Source organism: Streptomyces sp. NPDC052299, assembly GCF_040679335.1.
In the GTDB taxonomy this organism is placed as follows: Bacteria; Actinomycetota; Actinomycetes; order Streptomycetales; family Streptomycetaceae; genus Streptomyces.
On sequence record NZ_JBFAUP010000005.1, the window covers coordinates 372076 to 394921 of the forward strand.

Sequence of the window (22846 nt, forward strand, 5' to 3'; positions counted from 1 at the left end):
GGCAACACGCGAAAGGCGGACCCACTTCCCTCCTCGGGAAGTGAGGTCCGCCTCCACGTCATACCGCTCTACGAGCGCCGGGAATTCAGCCGGCGATCGGAACGATGTTCACGACCTTGCGGCCACGGTGCGTGCCGAACTCGACCGCACCGGCGGCGAGGGCGAACAGCGTGTCGTCGCCGCCACGGCCGACGCCCGTGCCCGGGTGGAAGTGGGTGCCGCGCTGGCGGACCAGGATCTCACCGGCGTTGACGGCCTGGCCGCCGAAGCGCTTCACGCCGAGCCGCTGAGCATTGGAATCGCGCCCGTTCCGGGTGGACGATGCGCCCTTCTTGTGTGCCATGTGTTCTCAGTCCCTTACTTCGCAGCCGCGGGAATACCGGTGACCTTGATCGCCGTGTACTGCTGGCGGTGACCCTGGCGACGGCGGTAGCCGGTCTTGTTCTTGTAGCGAAGGATGTCGATCTTCGCGCCCTTGTGGTGGTCCACGACCTCGGCCTGGACCTTGATGCCGTCGAGCACCCACGGGTCGCTGGTCACGGCGTCGCCGTCGACAACGAGCAGGGTAGAGAGCTCTACCGTGTCGCCAACCTTGGCAGTGGAAATCTTGTCAACCTCAACGATGTCGCCGACAGCAACCTTGTGCTGGCGACCACCGCTGCGCACGATGGCGTACACGCGGATCTCACTCTCACTCGAAGCGGAAACCTCTGATGCCAGCCGCTCACACGGGTCCGGGGACCCATGACGATCCGGAGTGGACGAGCGGCCTCTCCCGTACGAGCGGGAGGTCGGTGCTCAGAGGTGTGGCGAACAAACGCCGACGGTCAAGGTTACGGGGCCCGGCACAGCCGGTCAAACCGGGCCCGGCGCCTCAGACCGCGGCGGCTGCGACGTACTCGGCGTACGCGTCCCGGATGCCGTCCTCGGACAGGTTCAGGTGCTCCAGGATCGTGTACCGGCCCGGCCGGGTCTTCGGCGCGAAGGCCACCACCCGTACGAACTCGTCCACGTCGAAGCCCATGTCCTCGGCGGTGACCGGCAGCCCGTGGCGCCGCAGCACCTGGGTCATGCGTACGGACTCCTGGACGGCGCCGCGCAGGTGCATCGCGAACGCCGCGCCGAGCCCGCACTGCTCGCCGTGGCTGGCGGCCCGCTGCGGGAAGAGCAGGTCGAAGGCGTGGTTGATCTCGTGGCAGGCGCCGGAGGCCGGGCGGCTGTCACCGGCCACCGACATGGAGATCCCGGTGAGCACCAGGCCCTCAGCCAGCACCTGGAGGAACGCGTCGTCGCCCAGGCCGCCCGGGTGGCGCAGCACGGCCTCGCCGGCCTGCCGGGCCATCGCGGCGGCCAGACCGTCGATGTCCTCGCCGTTGACCCGGTGGGCCAGCTCCCAGTCGGCCACGGCCGAGATGTTGGACAGCGCGTCCCCGATCCCGGACCGCACGAAGCGGACGGGGGCCTCGCGGATGACGTCGAGGTCGATGACCACGGCGATCGGGTTCGGCACTCCGTACGAGCCCCGGCCCGCGTCGTTGTCCAGCGTCGCGACCGGGGAGCACAGCCCGTCGTGGGACAGGTTCGTCGCCACGGCGACCAGGGGCAGCCCGACGCGCGCCGCGGCGAACTTGGCGCAGTCGATGATCTTGCCGCCGCCGAGCCCGACCACGGCGTCGTACCGCCCGGACTTCATGGCCTCGGCGAGCTTGACGGCGTCGTTCAGCGTGCCGCCGCCCACCTCGAACCAGGAGGCGCCCGGCAGGCTGTCCGCGAGCCGTTCGCGCAGGGCCCGGCCGGACCCCCCGCTGATCGCGACCGCCAGCTTCCCCGAGCCGGAGATCCGCTGATCGGCGAGGACGCCCGCCAGATCCGCCAGAGCCCCGGCCCGGATGTCCACGACGACCGGCGCGGGTATCAGCCGGGTCAGTACTGGCACGCGATCTTCCTGCCCTTGGCGAGGTCGTCGTGGTTGTCGATCTCGACCCACTTGACGTCGCCGATCGGCTCCACGTCGACCTTGAAGCCGCGGTTGACGAGCTCCTGGTAGCCGTCCTCGTAGTAGAGGTCCGGGTCGCGCTCGAAGGTGGCCTTCAGCGCGTCGGCCAGCTCCTCGGCCGCCTCGCCCTCGATGAGGGTGACGCCAATGTACTCACCGGTGGCCTCGGCCGGGTCCATCAGCTTGGTGATCCGGCGGACGCCCTTGCCGTCCTCGACGACGACCTTCATCTCCTCGTCGGCGAGGGACTTCACCGTGTCGAGGGCGAGGATGATCTTCTTGCCGTCACCGCGGGCGGCCAGCAGGGTCTTCTCGACCGAGACCGGGTGCACGGTGTCGCCGTTGGCGAGGATGACGCCGTCCTTGAGCGCGTCCCGGCCGCACCACAGGGAGTAGGCGTTGTTCCACTCCTCGGCCTTGTCGTTGTCGATCAGCGTGATGCTGACGCCGTACTTGGCCTCCAGCGCCGCCTTGCGCTCGTACAGGGCCTCCTTGCGGTAGCCCACGATGATCGCGACCTCGGTCAGACCGACCTCGGCGAAGTTGCCGAGCGTCAGGTCGACCACGGTCAGGCTCTCCTCGTCGCCCTCCGGGCCGACGGGCACGAGCGCCTTGGGCAGCGTGTCGGTGTAGGGACGCAGACGACGGCCTGCGCCGGCGGCCAGAATCATGCCGATCATGGGGTTCTCCTCGGTGCGGTGCGGTGTTGCGGGTGTCTGGGATCAGGAGTACGGGCCGGGCGGGCCGGTCAGAGTTCCGAGGCCACGTAGGCGCGCAGCCAGCTGCGGAAGTCCGGGCCCAGGTCCTCGCGCTCGCAGGCGAGGCGGACGATGGCCCGCAGATAGTCGCCGCGGTCACCGGTGTCGTAGCGGCGGCCCCGGAAGATGACGCCGTGCACCGGGCCGCCGAGCTTCTCGTCGGCGGCGAGCTGCTGGAGCGCGTCGGTCAGCTGGATCTCGCCGCCCCGGCCCGGCTCGGTCTCGCGCAGCACGGCGAAGACGGCGGGGTCCAGGACGTAGCGGCCGATGACCGCGAGGTTGCTGGGGGCGTCGCCCGGCTCCGGCTTCTCGACCAGGCCGGTGACCCGGACGATGCCGTCCTCGGCGGTGGGCTCCACCGCCGCGCAGCCGTAGAGGTGGCTCTGTTCGGGCGCCACCTCCATCAGCGCGACGACGCTGCCGCCCTCGCGCTCCTGGATCTCGGTCATCCGGGTCAGCAGCGGATCGCGCGGGTCGATCAGGTCGTCGCCGAGGAGCACCGCGAACGGCTCGTCGCCCACATGGGGCTCCGCGCACAGGACGGCGTGGCCGAGACCGCGCGGGTCGCCCTGGCGGACGTAGTGCATGGTCGCGAGGTCGCTCGACTCCTGGACCCGGACCAGCCGCTCGGCGTCCCCCTTGCGGGTCAGCGCCGACTCCAGCTCGTAGTTCCGGTCGAAGTGGTCCTCCAGCGCGCGCTTGTTGCGCCCGGTGATCATCAGGACGTCGTTCAGCCCCGCGGCGGCGGCCTCCTCCACGACGTACTGGATCGCCGGCTTGTCCACGACCGGCAGCATCTCCTTGGGAGTCGCCTTCGTCGCCGGCAGGAACCGGGTACCGAGCCCGGCGGCCGGTATGACGGCCTTCTGGATCTTGCGCATGTGGGGGCTTTCGTGTCGGGGTCGGGAGGGCCCGGCGCCGCGACGCGGCCGGCCGGTCCCGGATCGGGACCGGCCGGACCGCGTCACGCGAGGCGGATCAGTCCTCGTCGGCCGTGGCCGTGACGGCCGGGGCGGTCTGCTGCTCCGCCGCCACCGTCTTCTTCGCCGCCGCCTTCTTGGCCGTCGTCTTCTTCGCGGCCGTCTTCTTGGCCGCGGTCTTCTTGACCGCCGCCTTCTTGGCCGTGGCCTTCTTGGCGGTCTTGCGGGCCGCCTTCTTGGCCGGGGCGGCCTCGGTCTCCGCAGCCTCGATGACCTCCGGGGCCCCGGAGGTCTCCGGGGTCTCCACCACGACGACCGCGGCCTCCTCGGCCCCCGCGGGGGAACCGGCGGGCGCGCTGACCTTACGGGTGGCGCGGCGCCGGACACGCGGCGGCGCGGCGGGCTCCTCGGCCGGTGCCTCGGCGTGCGACGCCTCGACCACCGGGTCCTCGGCGGCCACCGGGTCGGGGCCGGGGGCCGGCTCCTCGGCGGCGGGCGCGGGCTCGGCCGGTTCCGCCGGGGCCGCCTCGGTCACGGCCGCCTCGGCCGGGGCCGGCGAACCCGCCGGGGCGGTCGCCTTCCGGGTCGCCCGGCGGCGCGTCCGGCCCTGCGGGGCCTCGGCCGGAGCCTCTTCGACAACCGGCTCCGGGGCCGCGACGGGCTCCGGCTCGGCGACCGGCTCGGCCACGGTCTCCTCCGCCGGGGCGGCGGAGGCCTTCGGGGCGCCGGCCGGGGCCGATGCCTTGCGGGTCGCCCGGCGGCGGCCGCGGCCGCGTGCGACGGCGGCCTCGGCCTCGGCGGCGCTGCTGTACAGCTCCTCGTCCGGGACGAACTCGGGCTCGGGCAGGGCCACCGGTGCGGCGACCTCCGCGGCGACCTCGGCCTCGGTCTCGGCCTCGGTGTGCTCCTGGGCGTGGTCGTGCTCGTGGCCGTGGTCGTGGTCCTGGCCGCCGCCGCGCCGCTTCTTCGAGCGCTTGCCGCCGCCACCGCCGCCCGCGGACGAGGGCTGCTCCATGTGGACGATGACCCCGCGGCCGTTGCAGTGGACGCAGGTCTCGGAGAAGGACTCCAGCAGCCCCTGGCCGACCCGCTTGCGGGTCATCTGGACCAGGCCCAGCGAGGTGACCTCGGCGACCTGGTGCTTCGTACGGTCGCGGCCCAGGCACTCCAGCAGGCGCCGCAGCACCAGGTCCCGGTTGGACTCCAGCACCATGTCGATGAAGTCGACCACCACGATGCCGCCGAGGTCGCGCAGCCGCAGCTGGCGCACGATCTCCTCGGCCGCCTCCAGGTTGTTCTTGGTGACCGTCTCCTCCAGGTTGCCGCCCTGGCCGGTGAACTTGCCGGTGTTGACGTCGACCACGACCATCGCCTCGGTCTTGTCGATCACCAGCGAGCCGCCGCTCGGCAGGTAGACCTTGCGGTCCAGCGCCTTCATCAGCTGCTCGTCGATCCGGTACGTCGCGAAGATGTCGACCTCGGAGGTCCACCGCGACAGCCGGTCCACCAGGTCGGGCGCCACGTGCGAGACGTAGCCGTGGATGGTCTCCCACGCGTCGTCGCCGCTGACGATGACCTTGGAGAAGTCCTCGTTGAAGATGTCCCGGACGACCCGGACGGTCATGTCCGGCTCGCCGTACAGGAGCGTCGGCGCGTTGGAGCTGCCGGTGCCCTTCGCCTTCTTCTGGATGTCCTCCCACTGCTGCTGCAGCCGCTCGACGTCACGGCGCAGCTCGTCCTCGCTCGCCCCCTCGGCGGCGGTGCGCACGATGACGCCCGCGTCCTCGGGGACGATCTTCTTGAGGATGGTCTTGAGCCGGGCGCGCTCGGTGTCGGGCAGCTTGCGGCTGATCCCGGTCATCGAGCCCTCGGGCACGTAGACCAGGTAGCGGCCGGGCAGCGAGACCTGGCTGGTCAGGCGGGCACCCTTGTGGCCGATCGGGTCCTTGGTGACCTGCACCAGGACGGACTGGCCGGACTTGAGCGCGGTCTCGATACGGCGGGGCCCGTGGGCCATGCCCAGCGCCTCGAAGTTGACCTCACCGGCGTACAGGACCGCGTTGCGGCCCTTGCCGATGTCCACGAAGGCGGCCTCCATGGACGGCAGCACGTTCTGGACCTTGCCCAGGTAGACGTTGCCGACGTAGCTGGTGGCCTGCTCCTTGTTGACGTAGTGCTCCACGAGCACGTTGTCCTCGAGGACGCCGATCTGGGTGCGCTCGCCGCTCTGGCGGACGACCATGACGCGCTCGACGGCCTCGCGGCGCGCCAGGAACTCGGCCTCGGTGATGATCGGCACCCGGCGGCGGCCCTGCTCGCGGCCCTCGCGGCGGCGCTGCTTCTTGGCCTCCATGCGGGTCGAGCCCTTGATGGACTGGACCTCGTCGAAGCCGGTGCCGGGCTCCCGCTCCTCCTTCTTGCGGGGCTCGCGGACCTTGACGACGGTGCGCTCCGGGTCGTCCGCGCCGTCCCCGGCATCGGCCACCGCGTCACCGCTGCGACGACGCCGGCGCCGGCGCCGGCGGCTGCTGCTCGTGCCGGAGGCGGCGGACTCGCGCTCGTCGTCGTCCTCGTCCGCCTCGTCGGCGGACTCCTGGGCGGCCTCGGGCTCGTCCCCGGCCCGGTCGGCGTGCTCGTCGTCCGTCTGCTGCTCGGCGCCCTCGTCCTCGGCGGCCTCGCCCCGGCGGCGGCGACGGCCGCCCCGGCGACGGCGGCGCGACGGGCGGTCGCCGTACTCGTCGGTGTCCTCGCCGTCCTGCTCGGCCTCGGCGGCCTCCGGCTCCTGCTCGTCCTCGGCCTGCTCCTGCGCCGGGGCGGCGGTCACGGTCTCGGTGGTGTCGGCCTCGGCGGCCTCACCGCGACGGCGGCGACGGCGGCGCGAACCGCCCTGGGACCCCGTCTCGACGGCGGGCGCCTCCTCGCGGACCGGGGCGCTCTCGTCCTCGGGCTCCTCGTGCGAGGCGGCGGCCGCGGCGGCTGCCGCGGTCTCCGGGGTCTGGAACATCGGCTCGGCGAAGACCGGCGCCTGGAAGACGGCGACGGCCGGACGGGTGGCCCGGCGGCCGCGACGGGCGGGCTCCTCCGGCTCGGCGGTGAACTCGGGGCGGCCGGCGGCCGCGGTGGCCCGGCGGCGCTGACGGCCGCGCGGGGCTGCCTCCTCGACCTCGACGGGCTCGGCGGCCAGCTCCTCCACGGCGGCCTCGGGCAGGCTCTCACCGGTCTGGGCCTCGGCGGGCTGCTCGTCGGCGGCCTTCGGCGCACCGGCCGGGGACGAGGCGCGGCGGGTCGCGCGGCGGCGGCCACGGGGCGCCTCCACGGGCTCGGCGACCGGCTCGGGGGCCTGGGCCGACTCGGTGACCTCGTCGGTCTCCTCGTCCTCCTCGGTCCCGTCGACCTCGGCGACGGGCTCCACCGGGGCGGCCTGCGGGGCACCGGCCGGGGCGGAGGCCCGGCGGCGGGTGCGGCCGCGCGGGGCCTCGGCGGGCTCGGCGGAGGCCTCAACGACCGGCTCGGCGGCCGGGGTCTCCTCGGCCTCCGCCACGGGCTCGGCGGCCTTCGGCGCACCGGCGGGCGAGGTGGCCTTGCGGACGGCACGGCGACGCGGGCGCGCCGGAGCGGCGTCCTCGGCGGCGGGCTCGGGGCTCTCCGCCACGGGGGCCTCCTCGACGATCTCGACCGGCTCGGCGGCCTTCGGCGCACCGGCCGGCGAGGTGGCCTTGCGGACGGCACGGCGACGCGGGCGCGCCGGAGCGGCGCTCTCGGCGGCGGGCTCGGGGCTCTCCACGACGGGGGCCTCCTCAACGATCTCGACCGGCTCGGCGGCCTTCGGCGCACCGGCCGGGGACGTGGCCTTGCGCACGGCACGGCGGCGGCGGGGGGCTTCGGCGGCGGGCTCGGCGGGCGCTTCCGCGGCGGGCTCCGCCACGGGCTCGGCGGCGGCCGGCTCGGCGGTCACGGGCTCCACGGATTCGGCCTGCCCGGCGGCCTGGGGCGCACCGGCGGGGGACGTGGCCTTGCGGACCGCGCGGCGGCGGGGGCGGGCGGGGGCGGCCTCGGCGGCCGGTTCCGTGCTCGGGGACTCTGCGGCGTCAACGGCCGGTATGGCCGGCGCGTCGGCGGCGGCCTGGGCCCCGGCCGACGGCGGGCCGGCGGGGCGGGAGGCGGCGCGGCGCCTGCGGCGCGGGGGGAGCTTGTCCCCGGGGGTGTTGTTGTCTTCGGCGTTCCCGGCGGTGCCGGGTTCGTTCGGCTGGGGCATGCGGGCGTTTCTCCCGTCGCGCTCCCGGGCGCCGCACCTGATTCCGGTCCGGCTCGGTCCGCGGGTGGCCGCGGCACCGCCGTCCGGGGCGCGGGCGCCGCACGGGAGCTGAATCTTGGCTCGCCGGTTCCGTACGCGGTGTGCGGACGGCCTGGCGAAAGTCTTATGGGTCAGCGCGCGGCCCGGCCCAGGTGGCTCCCGAGCGCGAGGGCTGCGCTACGACGACCGCCTTACGCGGAACCTGCACCTTCCGGCGCCGTCGCGACGGCGTTCCCGGTGGCCGTGGTTGATGCGGCCGGGGCTGCCTCGCGGTCGGGCGCGAGCGGGTCGGTCACCGTGCCGGACTCCTCGTCGAAGAGCCCCTGCGCCAGCCTGGTGACCGCTGCGGGCACCGGCGGCGCCAGGTCGGCCACAACGCGGAGACCGGACAGGACGTCGTCAGGTCGTACGGCAGGTGTCACGTGCCGAACAACCAGCCGCAGTATCGCACAGGCCCTGTCACCGGGCCTATCAGCCGGAAGCTCGAGGGTCCGGAGGTCGACCACGGCGGAACGGGCGTCGAAGGCCCGCATGCCGTTCTTCGTACGGCGCTCGACCTCGACGGTCTCCGCCGCGTTGAACGCGGACACCGCCTTCTCCGCGTCCTCCCGGGTCACCCCGTCGAGGCGGATCTCCCAGACGGAGGCGGTCAGCCGGTCGGCGAGACCCGAGGTGCGGGCCTCGACGGCGTCCGTGATGTCCAGGCCGTCCGGCATGGAGTCGTTGAGCAGCTCACGCAGAACGCCCGGGTCGCGGGGCTCGGTGAGGGCGATCTCCAGGAACTCGGCCTCGCTGCCCGTACCGGTGGGGGCGGCGTTGGCGTACGACACCTTGGGGTGCGGGGTGAAGCCCGCCGAGTAGGCCATGGGCACCTGGGAGCGGCGCAGCGCCCGCTCGAAGGCACGCTGGAAGTCGCGGTGGCTGGTGAACCGGAGGCGGCCGCGCTTGGTGTAGCGCAGTCGGATGCGCTGCACCGCCGGTGCGGGCGGCGGGCCTTCGGGCTGTCGCTTGCCCAGTGGTTCTTCTCCTCGGTGCGGGGCGGGCGCGGTGGCGCGCCGCCCTCGAAATGCGGGTGGCCCGGGGGCCCGGTCCGGCTCACGCCTGCTCTGCGGATTTCTCCGGGAGCGGGGCGAACCCTGGTCCTGGCGCCGCGCTGGGCACGGTCGTTGCACTACCCAGAGTACGCGCAAGGGGGCTTCCTGGTTCCCCGGGCTCGGGTTCGGCGGGCGCGCCGACCAGGGCGCGCCAGGCGTCGCGCCTGGCCCGGCGCACCGTTTCCCGGGCCGCGCGCAGCGTCTGCCGGGCCGTGCGGCCCACCGCGCGCAGGGCCCGCCCGACGGGTGCCAGGAGGGCGTCGCGCACGAAGCGGCCGACCGGGACGCACACCGTGCGGTACGCCCAGCGCACCGGCGCTGCGATCAGATTCCGGGCGAGCCAGGCGAGCGCCCGGCCGACCGCCCGGGAGAGGTATCCCGCGACGCGCCAGGCGATGGCGAGCGCGGCGGCGATCTCCCGGCCGGCCGGGGTCAGGACGCGCCGGTACACCCAGACGACGGGCGTGACGAGAAGCACGACGACGAGCCACCGCAGGGCGACGCCGAGCCCCCGGAAGAACGCCTCGATCCCCCGGATCACCAGATCCAGCGTCCAGGCGATGCCGTGGCCCACCGGGGTGAGGACGTTCCGGTACGTCCAGACGAGCGGGACCACCACCAGGTACCGGACCAGCCAGGCCGCGGCGAGCCCGACGGGGACCAGGACGTACCGCCACAGCAGCACCACCGGCATCACGAGCACCACGGTGATCAGCCACTTCAGGGCGGCCCCCAGCCCTCGGGCCGCCGGGACCAGCACCTCCCGGTACAGCCACCGCAGCCCGTGTCCGAGCGGGGTGAGCAGGTGCGCGTACGCCCATTGGAGCGGCATCACGATCCCGTACCGCACCACGGGAACCACGACGTGACGCCAGAGCGCGACCCAGGGCCAGACGAAGACCGCCCGGGCCAGCCAAACCAGTGCCTGCCCCAGCGGGACGCACACGTACCGCCACAGCCATCGCGCCGGGATCGCCACCAGCACGTCGAAGAGCCAGGCCAGGGCGCGGCCGAGCGGGCGGAACAGCACCCGTTCGGCGGCCCGGGCGGTGACGACGAGGGCGTCCCACACCATCCGTACCGGCAGGACGACGAGGAGCACCACGATCCGGACCGGCACCCGGACGAGCGTGGTGAGGCAGCCGTCACCGGCCTCGTAGTGCGCGGGCGCCTGGTGAGCGCCGTACTCCGGCGGCTTCCGGTGCTTTCCCTGTTCCATGCCCCTCATGACGCGAAGGCCCGGCCGGGAGTTTCCCCGGACCGGGCCGTCGTCACCGAGCTGTCACACGCCCGCGATCACTTCGCGGCTCACTTCACGACCGTCAGCGGCAGGAGCTTCTTGCCGGTCGGTCCGATCTGGATGCTGGTGTCCATCTGCGGGCACACGCCGCAGTCGAAGCACGGGGTCCAGCGGCAGTCCTCGACCTCGGTCTCGTCCAGCGAGTCCTGCCAGTCCTCCCAGAGCCAGTCCTTGTCGAGGCCCGAGTCCAGGTGGTCCCAGGGCAGGACCTCCTCGTAGGTCCGCTCGCGGGTGGTGTACCAGTCGACGTCCACGCCGAACTCCGGCAGGGTCGCCGCGGCGCTCTTCATCCACAGGTCGTAGCTGAAGTACTCGCGCCAGCCGTCGAACCGGCCGCCGGCCTCGTAGACCGCGCGGATGACGGAGCCGACACGGCGGTCGCCGCGCGAGAGCAGGCCCTCCACGATGCCGGGCTTGCCGTCGTGGTAGCGGAAGCCGATCGAGCGGCCGTACTTCTTGTCGCCGCGGATCTTGTCCCGGAGCTTGGCGAGGCGGGCGTCCGTCTCCTCGGCGCTGAGCTGCGGCGCCCACTGGAACGGGGTGTGCGGCTTGGGCACGAAACCACCGATGGAGACCGTGCAGCGGATGTCGTTCTGGCCGGAGACCTCTCGGCCCTTGGCGATCACGTTGACCGCCATGTCGCCGATCTGGAGGACGTCCTCGTCGGTCTCGGTGGGCAGCCCGCACATGAAGTACAGCTTCACCTGGCGCCAGCCGTTGCCGTACGCGGTGGCGACCGTGCGGATCAGGTCCTCCTCCGAGACCATCTTGTTGATGACCTTGCGCATGCGCTCGGAGCCGCCCTCGGGGGCGAAGGTGAGACCGGAGCGGCGGCCGTTGCGGGTCAGCTCGTTGGCCAGGTCCACGTTGAACGCGTCGACGCGGGTGGACGGCAGCGAGAGGCCGATCTTGTCGTCGGTGTAGCGGTCCGCGAGGCCCTTGGCGATCTCGCCGATCTCGGTGTGGTCGGCGGAGGACAGCGAGAGCAGGCCCACCTCCTCGAAGCCGGTCGCCTTGAGGCCCTTCTCCACCATCTCGCCGATGCCGGTGATGCTTCGCTCCCGCACGGGGCGCGTGATCATGCCAGCCTGGCAGAAGCGGCAGCCGCGGGTGCAGCCGCGGAAGATCTCCACGGACATCCGCTCGTGGACGGTCTCGGCGAGCGGGACCAGGGGCTGCTTCGGGTACGGCCACTCGTCCAGGTCCATGACGGTGTGCTTGGACACCCGCCACGGCACGCCCGACTTGTTCGGTACGACGCGGCCGATGCGGCCGTCCGGGAGGTACTCCACGTCGTAGAAGCCGGGGACGTAGACGCCGCCCGTCTTCGCGAGGCGGAACAGCACCTCCTCGCGGCCGCCGGGGCGGCCCTCGGCCTTCCAGGCGCGGATGATCCCGGTGATCTCCAGGACCGCCTGCTCGCCGTCGCCGATGACCGCGCAGTCGATGAACTCCGCGATCGGCTCCGGGTTGAACGCGGCGTGGCCGCCCGCGAGCACGATCGGGTCGTCGATGTCCCGGTCCTTGGCGGCCAGCGGGATGCCGGCCAGGTCAAGGGCGGTGAGCATGTTGGTGTAGCCCAGCTCGGTGGAGAAGCTGAGCCCGAAGACGTCGAACGCCTTGACCGGGCGGTGGCTGTCCACGGTGAACTGCGGCACCTCGTGCTCGCGCATCAGCGCTTCGAGGTCCGGCCAGACGCTGTAGGTGCGCTCGGCGAGGACGCCCTGGCGCTCGTTGAGTACCTCGTAGAGGATCATGACGCCCTGGTTGGGCAGCCCGACCTCGTACGCGTCCGGGTACATCAGCGCCCAGCGGACGTCGCACTCGTCCCACGGCTTGACGGTGGAGTTCAGCTCACCGCCGACGTACTGGATGGGCTTCTGCACATGCGGGAGCAGAGCTTCGAGCTGTGGGAAGACCGAATCGACAGACATCGCGAACTTTCGAGAGCCGGCAGGGGTGACCATCCAGCGTACCTCGGCGCTCAGCCTGCGGCGGACCGCCGGAGACGGGCCTTGTGCGCCCGGTGCCACACCCCGGGCAGCTCGCGCTCGGTCGCGGCGGCAGCCGCCTCCTCCCGCCCGTACACCAGTCCCCAGGTGAACGACGGCTCCCCCGCCGCGTGCGCCTGTACGGCGAGGGTGCGCAGGGCTTCGCGGGCGACGACGCCGTCCTGGTGGTCGCCGAGGAGGCTCTGTACGGCCTTGAGCCGCTTGACCGCCTTCTTCGCGGGCCTGCCGAGGGCGGGGCGGGCGGCCTCCGCCGCGTACCGCGCCCGTTTCGCGGCCTTGCGGGCGCTGTGCAGCGCGGCGTCCCGGTCCGGCCCCGGTGGCAGCTCCCGGGCGTGCGCCACCCGTCCGGCGAGGCGCTTGTGGTCCTTGCGGACCGCGCGGACCAGCTCGTCGGCCGGTGCCGCGTCGGCCCCGGGCAGCAGCGGCGGGGCGGCGAGCAGCGCGTCCAGGGCCCGCAGCAGGTCCAGGTGGCGCGCGGAGTCCAGGACGGCGGTCGTGCGCCGGCGCGAACCGCCGCGCTCCTCCGCCGACCGGAGCCGCAGCCGCGCCCCGACCGGGCCGATGGCCAGCGGGCGGGGCAGCTCGTCGAGCCGGGCGCGCAGCCGGGCGTCCAGGACCTCCTGGTCCCGGTCGATCCCCAGCTCCCCCGCGAGCCACTTCAGCTCGTTGCCGAGAGGACGGGTGGCCTCGCGGTCGAGGACGCGGCGGTAGGTGCGCAGGGCGCTGCGGAGCCGCCGGGTGGCGACGCGCATCTTGTGCACGGAGTCCGGCAGGCCCCGCCGCACGGCAGGGTCGAGCGCCACGATCGCCTCGGCCTGGCGGCGTACGTAGCGCAGGACGTGGTCCCCGGCGGTGCGCGGTTCGTCCTCCCTGGGGCGCGTGGCTCCGGACCCCGTCTCCTCCAGCGCGCGGGCCAGCTTGGAGGGGGCGGTGGCGGGCCGGATGCCGGCCTCCTCCAGTGCGCGGCCGACGGTGTCGAGGAAGGCGGGGTCGCCGTCGTCGGCGAGCTCGGCCTCGATCTCGGTCCAGGCCGCGGTGCGGCGGCCGCCGTGCAGCCGCTCGGCGCGGACCTCGTCCACGCTGAGCTCGGCCAGCGGGGCGCCGTGGTCGTCCAGGAGTACGTGGACGTCACGGACGGAGACCAGCCGGACGACGGGGACGACGGGGGCGCCGAGGACCCGGGAGCGGATCAGGGCGGTGAGGCGGGCCGGGACGCGGTCGGAGAGCGGGGCCCGGATCTCGTCGCGGACGCCGTCGGTGACGGGGAGCTTGAGGTGCCATCCGGCGTCGGAGCCTCCGGTGCGGCGGCGCAGGGTGACGTTTCCGGCGGCGAGGCGCAGGTCCTCGGTGTCGTGGTAGACGGCGTCCAGCTCCATGACGCCCTCGTGTACGACGGACCCGACACCGGCCACCCGGCCCAGGTCGGGCAGCCGGGTGGCGTCCGTGGCTTCGTACTTCCGCTCGATCTCGCGCTTGGAGTCAGCCATGTACCGAACCTAGGGCCTGGGGAAACCGCTCAGGCCGTTATCGGCCGTTGCACCCGGATCGACTGGAGCAGCCCGATGGCCACCCAGACGGCGAACATCGAGGAGCCGCCGTAGGAGACGAAGGGCAGCGGGAGTCCGGCGACCGGCATGATGCCGAGCGTCATGCCGATGTTCTCGAAGGACTGGAAGGCGAACCAGGCGATGATCCCGGCGGCGACGACCGTGCCGTACAGCTCGGTGGTCTCGCGGGCGATGCGGCAGGCACGCCACAGGACGACGCCGAGCAGAACGAGGATGAGACCGGCGCCGAGGAAGCCCAGCTCCTCGCCGGCGACCGTGAAGACGAAGTCGGTCTGCTGCTCGGGGACGAACTGCCCGGTGGTCTGGGTGCCCTGGAAGAGGCCGGTGCCGTGCAGGCCGCCGGAGCCGATCGCGATGCGCGCCTGGTTGGTGTTGTAGCCGACGCCGGCCGGGTCGAGCGCCGGATTGGCGAACGCGGCGAAGCGGGCGATCTGGTAGTCGTCCAGCAGCCCGAGCTGCCAGATGGCGACCGCCCCGGCCACGCCCGCTCCGAGGAGCCCGAAGACCCAGCGGTTGGACGCGCCGGAGGCGAGCAGCACCCCGAGCACGATGACGACCATGACCATCACGGAGCCGAGGTCCGGCATCCCCATGACGATCACCATGGGGAGCGCCGCGAGGCCGAGGGCCTTGGCGACGCTCCGGTGGTCGGGGTGGATCTGGTCGCCCGCGTCCACACGGGCGGCGAGGATCATCGCCATGCCCAGGATGATGGTGATCTTGGTGAACTCGGACGGCTGGATGGAGAAGCCGCCGGGCAGCAGAATCCAGGCGTGGGCGCCGTTGACGGTGGCGCCCAGCGGGGTGAGGACCGCCAGCACGAGGAGCACGGACAGGCCGTAGAGGACGGGCACGGCGCCGCGCAGCGTGCGGTGGCCGAGCCAGATCGTGCCGATCATCAGCGCGATGCCGATGCCGGTGTTGAGCGCGTGCCGGAACAGGAAGTAGTACGGGTCGCCGTGGGTCAGCGAGTCGCGTCCCCGGGTGGCCGACCAGACCAGCAGCGAGCCGATGAAGGACAGCGCGACCGCCGAGCCGAGGAGCGGCCAGTCGAGCCGGCGCACGACGGAGTCGCGTGCCGTGAGCCGGCTCCAGGCGGACCGCTCGGGGGCGTAGCGCTGGACGGAGAATCCGGCCATCAGTCGCGCCTCCCCAGCACCGCGGCGAGCGTCTGCTCGGCGGCGGGCTTCTCCGATGCGGGGTTGTACGGCTTGATCGTCGGGGCGTCGATGGTGCCGTCCGTCTGGATCTTCGGCAGCCCCTTCTGCGGCGTCGGCAGGAGGGCCTTCTTGAGGTCCTGCTTGCCGGAGGCGTCGAGACCGTAGAGCGCGTTGTAGATGTTGCGGACGGCGGGCCCGGACGCACCGGAACCCGTACCGCCCTGGGAGATCGTCATGACGATCGAGTAGTCCTTGGTGTACGTGGCGAACCAGGAGGTCGTCTGCTTGCCGTAGACCTCGGCGGTACCCGTCTTGGCGTGCATCGGGATCTTGTCCTGCGGCCAGCCGCCGAATCGCCAGGCGGCCGAACCGCGGGTCGCGACACCCGCGAGGGCTTCGTCTATCTCGTTGCGCGTCTTCTTGGTGAAGGGCAGCTTGCCGTGCGACTTGGGCTCGATCATCTGGACGTTCTTGCCGTCGCCGCTGACGATCGCCTTGCCGACGGTGGGGTCGTAGAGCGTGCCGCCGTTGGAGATGGCCGCGTAGATGGTGGCCATCTGGATCGGGGTGACGAGCGTGTCGCCCTGGCCGATCGAGTAGTTGACGGAGTCACCGGCGCGCATCTTGTCGCCTTCGAGACAGTTCTCGTAGGCGATCTTCTCGACGTACGAGCCGTCCTTCTTGCCCTGCTTGCACCAGGCGTCGTGGTTGGCGGCGGCGAAGTCCTTCTTCCACTGGCGGTCGGGGACGCGGCCGCTGACCTCGTTGGGGAGGTCGATGCCGGTCTCCTTGCCCAGGCCGAACTGGTGGGCGGTCTTGTAGAACCAGTCCTTGGGGTGCTTCTTCGGGTTGTTCCCGCCGTCCTTCGCCCACTCCTTGTGCGCGATGCCGTAGTACACGGTGTCGCAGGAGACCTCCAGGGCGCGGCCGATGGTGATGTCGCCGTAGCCCTGGGACTCGAAGTTCTTGAAGGTCTGCCCGCCGATGGAGTACGAGCTCGGGCAGGGGTAGTGGCCGTCGAAGGGGTATCCGGCGTTGACCGCGGCGGTCGAGGAGATGACCTTGAAGATGGAGCCGGGGGCGGCCTGGCCCTGGATGGCCCGGTTCAGCAGCGGGAAGTTGGACTTCTTGCCGGTGAGCTTGGCGTAGTCCTTGGCGGAGATGCCGCCGACCCAGGCGTTCGGGTCGTAGTTGGGCAGGGACGCCATGGCGACGACCCGGCCGGTCTTGGCCTCCATGACGACGACGGCCCCGGAGTCCGCCTTGTAGTTCTCACCGGTGTTGGTGTCGAACTCCAGGCGGGCCTTCTTCATGGCGTCGTTGAGCTCGTACTCGGCGACGGCCTGGACGCGGGCGTCGATCGAGGTGACGACGCTGGAGCCGGCCTCCGCCTCGTCGTTCTTGGCCTGGCCGATGACCCGGCCCAGGTTGTCGACCTCGTAGCGGGTGACGCCCGCCTTGCCGCGCAGCTCCTTGTCGTACGTGCGCTCCAGGCCGGAGCGGCCGACCATGTCGGAGCGCAGGTACGGCGATTCGCTGTCCTGGGCCTTGGTGATCTCTTCGTCCGTGACGGGCGAGAGGTAGCCGAGGACCTGGGCGGTGTTGGCCTTGCCGGGCGCCGGGTAGCGGCGGACGGCGGTGGGTTCCGCGGTGATCCCGGGGAAGTCCTCGGCGCGTTCGCGGATTGTCAGGGCCTGCTGCGTGGTGGCCTCGTCGGTGACCGGGATCGGCTGGTAGGGCGAACCGTTCCAGCAGGGCTGCGGGGTCTTGGCGTCGCAGAGCCGGACCTTGTCGAAGACGTCCTTGGGCTTCATGTCGAGGACGCCGGCCAGCCGGGTCAGGACGGCCTTGCCGTCGTCGTCCATCTTCAGCAGCTCGGTGCGGCTGGCGGAGACCACGAGGCGGGTCTCGTTGTCGGCGAGCGGGACGCCGCGCGCGTCGAGGATGGAGCCCCGGGCGGCGGGCTGGACGACCTGCTGGACGTGGTTGTTCTTCGCCTCGTCCGAGTACTCCTGGCCGTTGCGGATCTGGAGGTACCAGAGGCGGCCGCCGAGGGTGAGGAGCAGGGAGAAGACGAGGACCTGGATGACGATCAGCCGGATCTGGACGCGCTGGGTGCGGCCCGTCTCGGGGATGTTGCTCACGGGGCGCCCCCGGTGGTGACCCGGGGGCGGGGCCCGGCGGAATGCTGCCTCACAGTCGCTTGACTCCCTTGATCCGTCCGGCGCGTGCCGCCCGGTTGCGGGCCGCCTTCACGCGCAGTCCGCCGCGCTGGCTGCCGATCCGCAGCCCGGTCCCGGCCGCCAGCCAGCCGGCCGCCACGTCGCCGCGCCCCGAGGAGGACTCGGTGACGGGGTCGTTCACGGTGCGTCTGGCGAGCGCCATGATCAGCGGCACGGTGAACGGCGCCAGGAGGAGGTCGTACACCGCGGCGGTGAACAGCAGGCTGCCGAGGCCCACGTGCCGGGCCGCCGTGTCGCCGACGAGGGCACCGACGCCCGCGTACAGCAGGGTCGACCCGATCGCCGCCGCGACGACCACGGCCATCGGCAGGGCCGCGGACTTCAGCTGCCCGTTCTCCGGCCGGGCCAGGCCCGCGAGGTAGCCGATGACGCAGAGGACCAAGGCGTAGCGCCCGGCGGCGTGGTCGGCCGGGGGCGCCAGGTCCGCGAGGAGACCGGCGCCGAAGCCGATGAGGGCGCCCGCGACGTGCCCGTACACGAAGGCCAGGCCGAGGACGACCATGAGCAGCAGGTCGGGCACGGCGCCGGGGAGCTGGAGCCGGGCGAGCACGGAGACCTGGACGACGAGGGCGAAGACGACCAGAACGATGGAGAGCAGGGTCCGGTTGACGTGCATGGGATCAGCTCTACCTCTGTTCGTTGACCGCGTTGTCGGCGTTCGGCGTGGCGTTCCCGCTCGGGTCCGGGCTGGGGCTCTCGTGGATGTTGCCGACCACGTTGCCCTCGGTGTCCACGATGTCGCCGTTGGGCGAGATGGTGACCGTGACGGTCGGCGTGGGCTTCGGCTTCGCGGGCGCCTTCGGCTTCTTCGGCAGGACCGAGTCGCGCGGGTCCTCGCGCGGGGCCTGGACGACGATGCCGACGATGTCCAGCTTGGTGAAGGAGACGTACGGGCGGACGTAGACGGTCCGGGTGAGGTCGCCGCCCGAGGGGTCGACGCGGACGACCTCGCCGACCGGGACGCCGGGCACGAACGGCTTGTCCTTGCTGGAGCCGAACGTGACGAGCCGGTCGCCCTTCTTGACCCGGGCCTTGCCGTTCAGGAACTGCACCGACAGCGGGCGGGAGCCCTGGCCGGTGGCGAAGCCCAGCTCGTCGGTGGACTCCATCCGGGTGCCGACGGTGAAGTCGGGGTCGTTGGCGAGGAGCACCGTCGCGGTGTCCGGGCCGACGGTGGTGACGCGGCCGACCAGCCCGTCCCCGTTGATGACGGTCATGTCGCGCTTGACGCCGTCCTTGGAGCCCGCGTCGATGGTGACCGTCCAGGAGAAGCCCTGGGCCGCTCCTATGGCGATGACCTCGGCGGCCGCGATGCCGTACTGGCCGGTGGCCGACTTCTTCAGCATCGCGTCCAGTTGGCGGACCCGGCTGCGGTTGCGGTCGTCGCTGCCGAGCTTCGCCTTCAGCTCGGCGTTCTGCTTCTCCAGCGCGGCGATCTTGTCGTGGCGGGCGCCGGAGGCGCGGACCGCCCCTATGGCGTTGCCCACCGGGTCGACCGCGGACGCCACGCCGTTCTCCACGGGTCCGAAGACCGTGGCGGCGGCCTGCCGGGCGCCGTCCACCGGTGACGCCTCACCGCCGCGGATGTCCACCGTGATCAACGCGAACGCGATGGCGATCAGCAGCACCAGGAGCAGCCGGCTCTCTCGTGTGTCCCTCACAGTGCGGCGGCCGTGCCTTCCTCGTAGGAATGATCGTGCCTGTATGTCGGCGGTCCCCCGCGCGGAGGCGGCAGCGTCCGCGCGGGGGCCGTGGGTACTACCGTCGGGGCTGGGCGTCCAGGACCTGCTGGAGCGCCTCGAACTCCTCGACGCACTTGCCGGAGCCGAGCGCCACCGAGTCCAGCGGGTCCTCGGCGATGTGGATCGGCATGCCCGTCTCGTTGCGCAGCCGCTCGTCCAGTCCGCGCAGCAGCGCGCCGCCGCCGGTGAGGACGATGCCGCGGTCCATGACGTCGCCGGACAGCTCCGGCGGGCACTTGTCGAGCGTGGTCTTGACCGCGTCCACGATCGCGTTGACCGGCTCCTCGATGGCCTTGCGGACCTCACCGGCCGAGATGACGACGGTCTTGGGCAGGCCCGAGACCAGGTCGCGGCCGCGGATCTCGGTGTGCTCGTCCTTCTCCAGGTCGTACGCCGAGCCGATGGTGATCTTGATCTGTTCGGCGGTGCGCTCACCCAGGAGGAGGGAGTACTCCTTCTTGATGTGCTGGATGATCGCGTTGTCCAGCTCGTCACCGGCGACCCGGATGGACTGGGCGGTGACGATCCCGCCGAGCGAGATCACCGCGACCTCGGTGGTGCCGCCGCCGATGTCGACCACCATGTTCCCGGTGGCCTCGTGGACCGGGAGGCCCGAGCCGATGGCCGCCGCCATGGGCTCCTCGATGATGTGCACCTGGCGGGCGCCGGCCTGGGTCGACGCCTCGATCACGGCGCGTCGCTCGACCCCGGTGATGCCGGAGGGCACGCAGACGACGACCCGCGGGCGGGCCAGGTAGCGGCGCTTGTGGATCTTCAGGATGAAGTAGCGGAGCATCCGCTCCGTGATCTCGAAGTCGGCGATGACGCCGTCCTTCAGGGGCCGTACGGCGACGATATTGCCGGGCGTACGGCCGATCATCTTCTTGGCCTCGGCGCCGACCGCCAGAATTCCGCCGGTGTTGGTGTTGATGGCCACGACGGACGGCTCGTTGAGAACGATGCCGCGCCCCCTGACGTACACCAGCGTGTTGGCAGTCCCGAGGTCGATAGCCATGTCACGGCCGATGAACGACATTGAGTTCCCCTTGTTCCCCATGAGGATGCGTCGGGCCTCCCAGATGAAAGCCGCAATGGCTTGTTTTGGTAGGCAGGATGGGCGCTGCGGGCGTGGAAGGTTCCATCGTAGTGCCGGATGGGCCGGCACAGCGCGAGGGTACGCCGCCTTGCTGGGCAGAACGGGTGGCCGTTCCACTCATGGTGACGTTACGTCGGGGGGATGCGTTCCCGCGATCGGACACCCTATGCCGAAGGGCGACCGAATTAATTCGGTCGCCCCAGGTCGCGAGCGCTGTTCGGCTGATCCCGGTTCAGGAAAGGCCGGGGAAGAACAGCTTCATTTCCCGCTCCGCGGACTCCTCGGAGTCCGAGGCGTGGATGAGGTTCTCCCGGGTGATCGTGCCGAAATCACCGCGGATCGACCCGGGCGCGGCGGCGATCGGGTCGGTGGGGCCGGCCAGGGCGCGGACGCCCTCGATGACCCGCTCGCCCTCGGCCACCAGGGCGACGACCGGGCCCGACTGCATGAACTCGACCAGCGGCTCGTAGAAGGGGCGGCCCACGTGCTCGGCGTAGTGCTGCTCCAGCGTGGCGCGGTCCAGGGTACGCAGCTCCAGCGCCGTGATCTTCCAGCCGGCCTTGCGCTCGATGCGGCCGACGATCTCGCCGACCAGACCGCGACGGACGGCGTCGGGCTTGAGAAGAACGAGGGTGCGCTGGGTCATGTGCGGCTCCTTGCAGGCATACGGGTGCGGTGAGGCGACATTACAGGGGCCCGGAGACGGGCCCGCCGCCGGGTTTGCCGTGGTGGGCGCGGCTCAGCCGGCGGCGGGTGACTCCGCCTCGGCCTGGGCCGCCCAGCGGGCCTTCACCTCGTCGATCCGGCGGCCGTAGTGCACCGAGGCCCACCACAGCGCGCCGAAGGCGACGCCCAGGATGAACATCACCGGGATCACGAAGCCGCTCGCGACCAGCGCGACCTGGAGGGCCCAGCCGAGCTGGACGCCCCCGGGACGGGTGAGCATGCCGCAGAGCAGCACGGAGAGGAGCATCCCGATGCCGCACACCGTCCAGACCGTGGCGTTCGTCAGGTCGTCCGACTTCATCGCGACGAGTCCGGCGAACCCGATCACGAAGAACTCGCCGATCAGTGTGGACGCACAGAGCATGCGCATGGTCAGCGCCTTCCCAGGAGCAGCCGGGCCTCGCCGACCGTGATCACGGAGCCGGTCACCAGGACCCCGGCGCCCGCGTACTCGTCCTCTTCCTCGGCGAGGGTGATCGCCGCCTCCAGCGCGTCGTCCAGCCGGGGTTCGACCTGCACCCGGTCGTGGCCGAAGACCTCGACGGCGACGGCCGCGAGGGCGTCGGCGTCCATGGCGCGCTCGGTGGAGTTCTGGGTGACGACGACCTCGGCGAAGATCGGCTCGAAGGCTTCCAGGAGCCCCCGCACGTCCTTGTCGCCGCTGGCGCCGACCACCCCGATCAGCCGGGAGAAGCCGAACGCCTCGGACAGGCCCTCCGCGGTGGCGCGGGCGCCCGCCGGGTTGTGCGCGGCGTCCAGGACGACGGTCGGGCTGGAGCGGACGACTTCGAGGCGGCCGGGCGAGATCACCGAGGCGAACGCCGCGCGCACGATGTCGGCGTCCAGCGCGCCGGGCCGCTCGGCGCCGACGCCGAAGAACGCCTCGACCGCGCAGAGCGCCACCACCGCGTTGTGCGCCTGGTGGGCGCCGTACAGCGGGAGGAAGACGTCTGTGTACTCGCCCCCGAGGCCGCGCAGGGTCAGCAGCTGGCCGCCGACCGCGATCTCCCGGGAGACCACGCCGAACTCCATGCCCTCCCGGGCCACGGTGGCGTCGACCTCGACGGCCTTCTTCAGCATGACCTGGGCGGCGTCGACGGGCTGCTGGGCCAGGATGACCGTGGCGCCCTGCTTGATGATCCCGGACTTCTCGGTCGCGATCTCGCCCGGCGTGTTGCCCAGGCGGTCGGTGTGGTCCAGCGAGATGGGGGTGACGACGGCGACCGAGGCGTCGATCACGTTGGTCGCGTCCCAGGTGCCGCCCATGCCGACCTCGACCACCGCGACGTCGACCGGCGCGTCGGCGAAGGCCGCGTACGCCATGGCCGTCAGCACCTCGAAGAAGGACAGCCGGTAGGGCTGCTGGGCGTCGGTCATCTCGACGTACGGCTTGATGTCCTCGTACGTGGAGATGAACCGCTCCGGGTCCACCGGGGCGCCGTCCAGGCTGATCCGCTCGGTGATCGACTGGACGTGCGGCGAGGTGTAGCGGCCGGTGCGCAGGTCGAACGCGCCGAGCAGGGCCTCGATCATGCGGGCGGTGCTCGTCTTGCCGTTGGTGCCGGTGATGTGGATCGAGGGGTACGCGCGCTGCGGCTCGCCGAGCACGTCCAGCAGGGCGGCGATGCGCGTGACGGACGGCTCCAGCTTGGTCTCGCCCCAGCGGCCGGCGAGTTCCTGCTCCACCGCGCGCAGCGCCTTGTCGACCTCCGGGTCGGCGGGGCGGGCGGGGAGCTCCTCGGCGCGGGGCGGCCCGGAGGCGGCGCGCAGCGTGCGGCTGCCGGCCTCGATCACCGCCAGGTCGGGGTCGCGCTGGGTCGCTTCGTCCACGATCTCCGCGAAGGTGTCGTCGGGGTCGGACGCGTCGGGCCGGTCGGGGCGGGGCTCACTCACGGGCCCCAGTCTACGGATGGCCGCGGACATCGCGCGCAGCCGCC

At 72.1% G+C, this 22846-nt stretch carries 18 protein-coding genes; all 18 read right to left on the reverse strand.

Annotation, left to right across the window (positions count from 1 at the left end):
* Positions 1-85 precede the first annotated feature (85 nt).
* A complete protein-coding gene (gene rpmA, locus AB0L33_RS11585) occupies positions 86-343 on the reverse strand; it encodes a 50S ribosomal protein L27 (protein ID WP_018103204.1) in 258 nt (85 codons plus the stop codon).
* Between the two features lie 14 nt (positions 344-357).
* Positions 358-678, reverse strand: a complete 321-nt coding sequence (gene rplU / locus AB0L33_RS11590) for a 50S ribosomal protein L21 (protein ID WP_014045903.1) — start codon at positions 676-678, stop codon at positions 358-360.
* Positions 679-874: 196 nt separating this feature from the next.
* Positions 875-1936, reverse strand: coding sequence for an iron-containing alcohol dehydrogenase family protein (locus tag AB0L33_RS11595; protein WP_365680045.1), 1062 nt, complete (start codon positions 1934-1936; stop codon positions 875-877).
* The gene (locus AB0L33_RS11600; RefSeq protein WP_365680047.1) at positions 1924-2676 is read right to left on the reverse strand and encodes a phosphocholine cytidylyltransferase family protein; all 753 of its coding nucleotides are present in this window, start codon (positions 2674-2676) and stop codon (positions 1924-1926) included. Before AB0L33_RS11600 ends, AB0L33_RS11595 begins: the two co-directional genes overlap by 13 nt.
* A gap of 68 nt (positions 2677-2744) precedes the next feature.
* Positions 2745-3635, reverse strand: a complete 891-nt coding sequence (gene galU, locus AB0L33_RS11605) for a UTP--glucose-1-phosphate uridylyltransferase GalU (RefSeq protein ID WP_365680049.1) — start codon at positions 3633-3635, stop codon at positions 2745-2747.
* A gap of 97 nt (positions 3636-3732) precedes the next feature.
* Positions 3733-7929 carry an Rne/Rng family ribonuclease gene (locus AB0L33_RS11610; RefSeq protein ID WP_365680051.1) on the reverse strand — a complete coding sequence of 1399 codons (4197 nt, stop codon included), beginning with the start codon at positions 7927-7929 and terminating at the stop codon, positions 3733-3735.
* Between the two features lie 230 nt (positions 7930-8159).
* Entirely contained in the window at positions 8160-8942 is a 783-nt protein-coding gene (locus AB0L33_RS11615) for a TIGR03936 family radical SAM-associated protein (RefSeq protein WP_365680053.1), read from the reverse strand.
* A 121-nt stretch (positions 8943-9063) separates the two neighbouring features.
* Positions 9064-10281: a hypothetical protein gene (locus AB0L33_RS11620; protein ID WP_365680055.1), complete on the reverse strand. Its 1218-nt coding sequence runs from the start codon at positions 10279-10281 to the stop codon at positions 9064-9066.
* Positions 10282-10370: 89 nt separating this feature from the next.
* On the reverse strand, positions 10371-12296 hold the full coding sequence (locus AB0L33_RS11625) for a TIGR03960 family B12-binding radical SAM protein (protein WP_365680057.1): 1926 nt from the start codon (positions 12294-12296) through the stop codon (positions 10371-10373).
* A 50-nt stretch (positions 12297-12346) separates the two neighbouring features.
* Complete coding sequence (locus AB0L33_RS11630; protein WP_365680059.1) at positions 12347-13861, reverse strand: CYTH and CHAD domain-containing protein; 1515 nt, start codon at positions 13859-13861, stop codon at positions 12347-12349.
* Positions 13862-13890: 29 nt separating this feature from the next.
* Entirely contained in the window at positions 13891-15081 is a 1191-nt protein-coding gene (gene rodA, locus AB0L33_RS11635) for a rod shape-determining protein RodA (RefSeq protein ID WP_365680061.1), read from the reverse strand.
* Positions 15081-17246: a penicillin-binding protein 2 gene (gene mrdA, locus AB0L33_RS11640; RefSeq protein ID WP_365680063.1), complete on the reverse strand. Its 2166-nt coding sequence runs from the start codon at positions 17244-17246 to the stop codon at positions 15081-15083. The genes rodA and mrdA overlap by 1 nt, the downstream gene beginning before the upstream one ends.
* Positions 17247-17295: 49 nt before the next feature.
* On the reverse strand, positions 17296-17961 hold the full coding sequence (gene mreD / locus AB0L33_RS11645) for a rod shape-determining protein MreD (RefSeq protein ID WP_365680065.1): 666 nt from the start codon (positions 17959-17961) through the stop codon (positions 17296-17298).
* A 10-nt stretch (positions 17962-17971) separates the two neighbouring features.
* Positions 17972-19006, reverse strand: coding sequence for a rod shape-determining protein MreC (gene mreC / locus AB0L33_RS11650; protein ID WP_365680067.1), 1035 nt, complete (start codon positions 19004-19006; stop codon positions 17972-17974).
* A 97-nt stretch (positions 19007-19103) separates the two neighbouring features.
* The gene (locus tag AB0L33_RS11655; RefSeq protein WP_018103191.1) at positions 19104-20123 is read right to left on the reverse strand and encodes a rod shape-determining protein; all 1020 of its coding nucleotides are present in this window, start codon (positions 20121-20123) and stop codon (positions 19104-19106) included.
* 292 nt (positions 20124-20415) lie between these two features.
* Positions 20416-20829, reverse strand: a complete 414-nt coding sequence (ndk, locus tag AB0L33_RS11660) for a nucleoside-diphosphate kinase (RefSeq protein WP_024492992.1) — start codon at positions 20827-20829, stop codon at positions 20416-20418.
* A gap of 93 nt (positions 20830-20922) precedes the next feature.
* Complete coding sequence (locus AB0L33_RS11665) at positions 20923-21279, reverse strand: DUF4233 domain-containing protein (RefSeq protein WP_365680069.1); 357 nt, start codon at positions 21277-21279, stop codon at positions 20923-20925.
* Positions 21280-21281: 2 nt separating this feature from the next.
* Positions 21282-22802, reverse strand: a complete 1521-nt coding sequence (locus AB0L33_RS11670; RefSeq protein ID WP_365680071.1) for a folylpolyglutamate synthase/dihydrofolate synthase family protein — start codon at positions 22800-22802, stop codon at positions 21282-21284.
* Positions 22803-22846 lie beyond the last annotated feature (44 nt).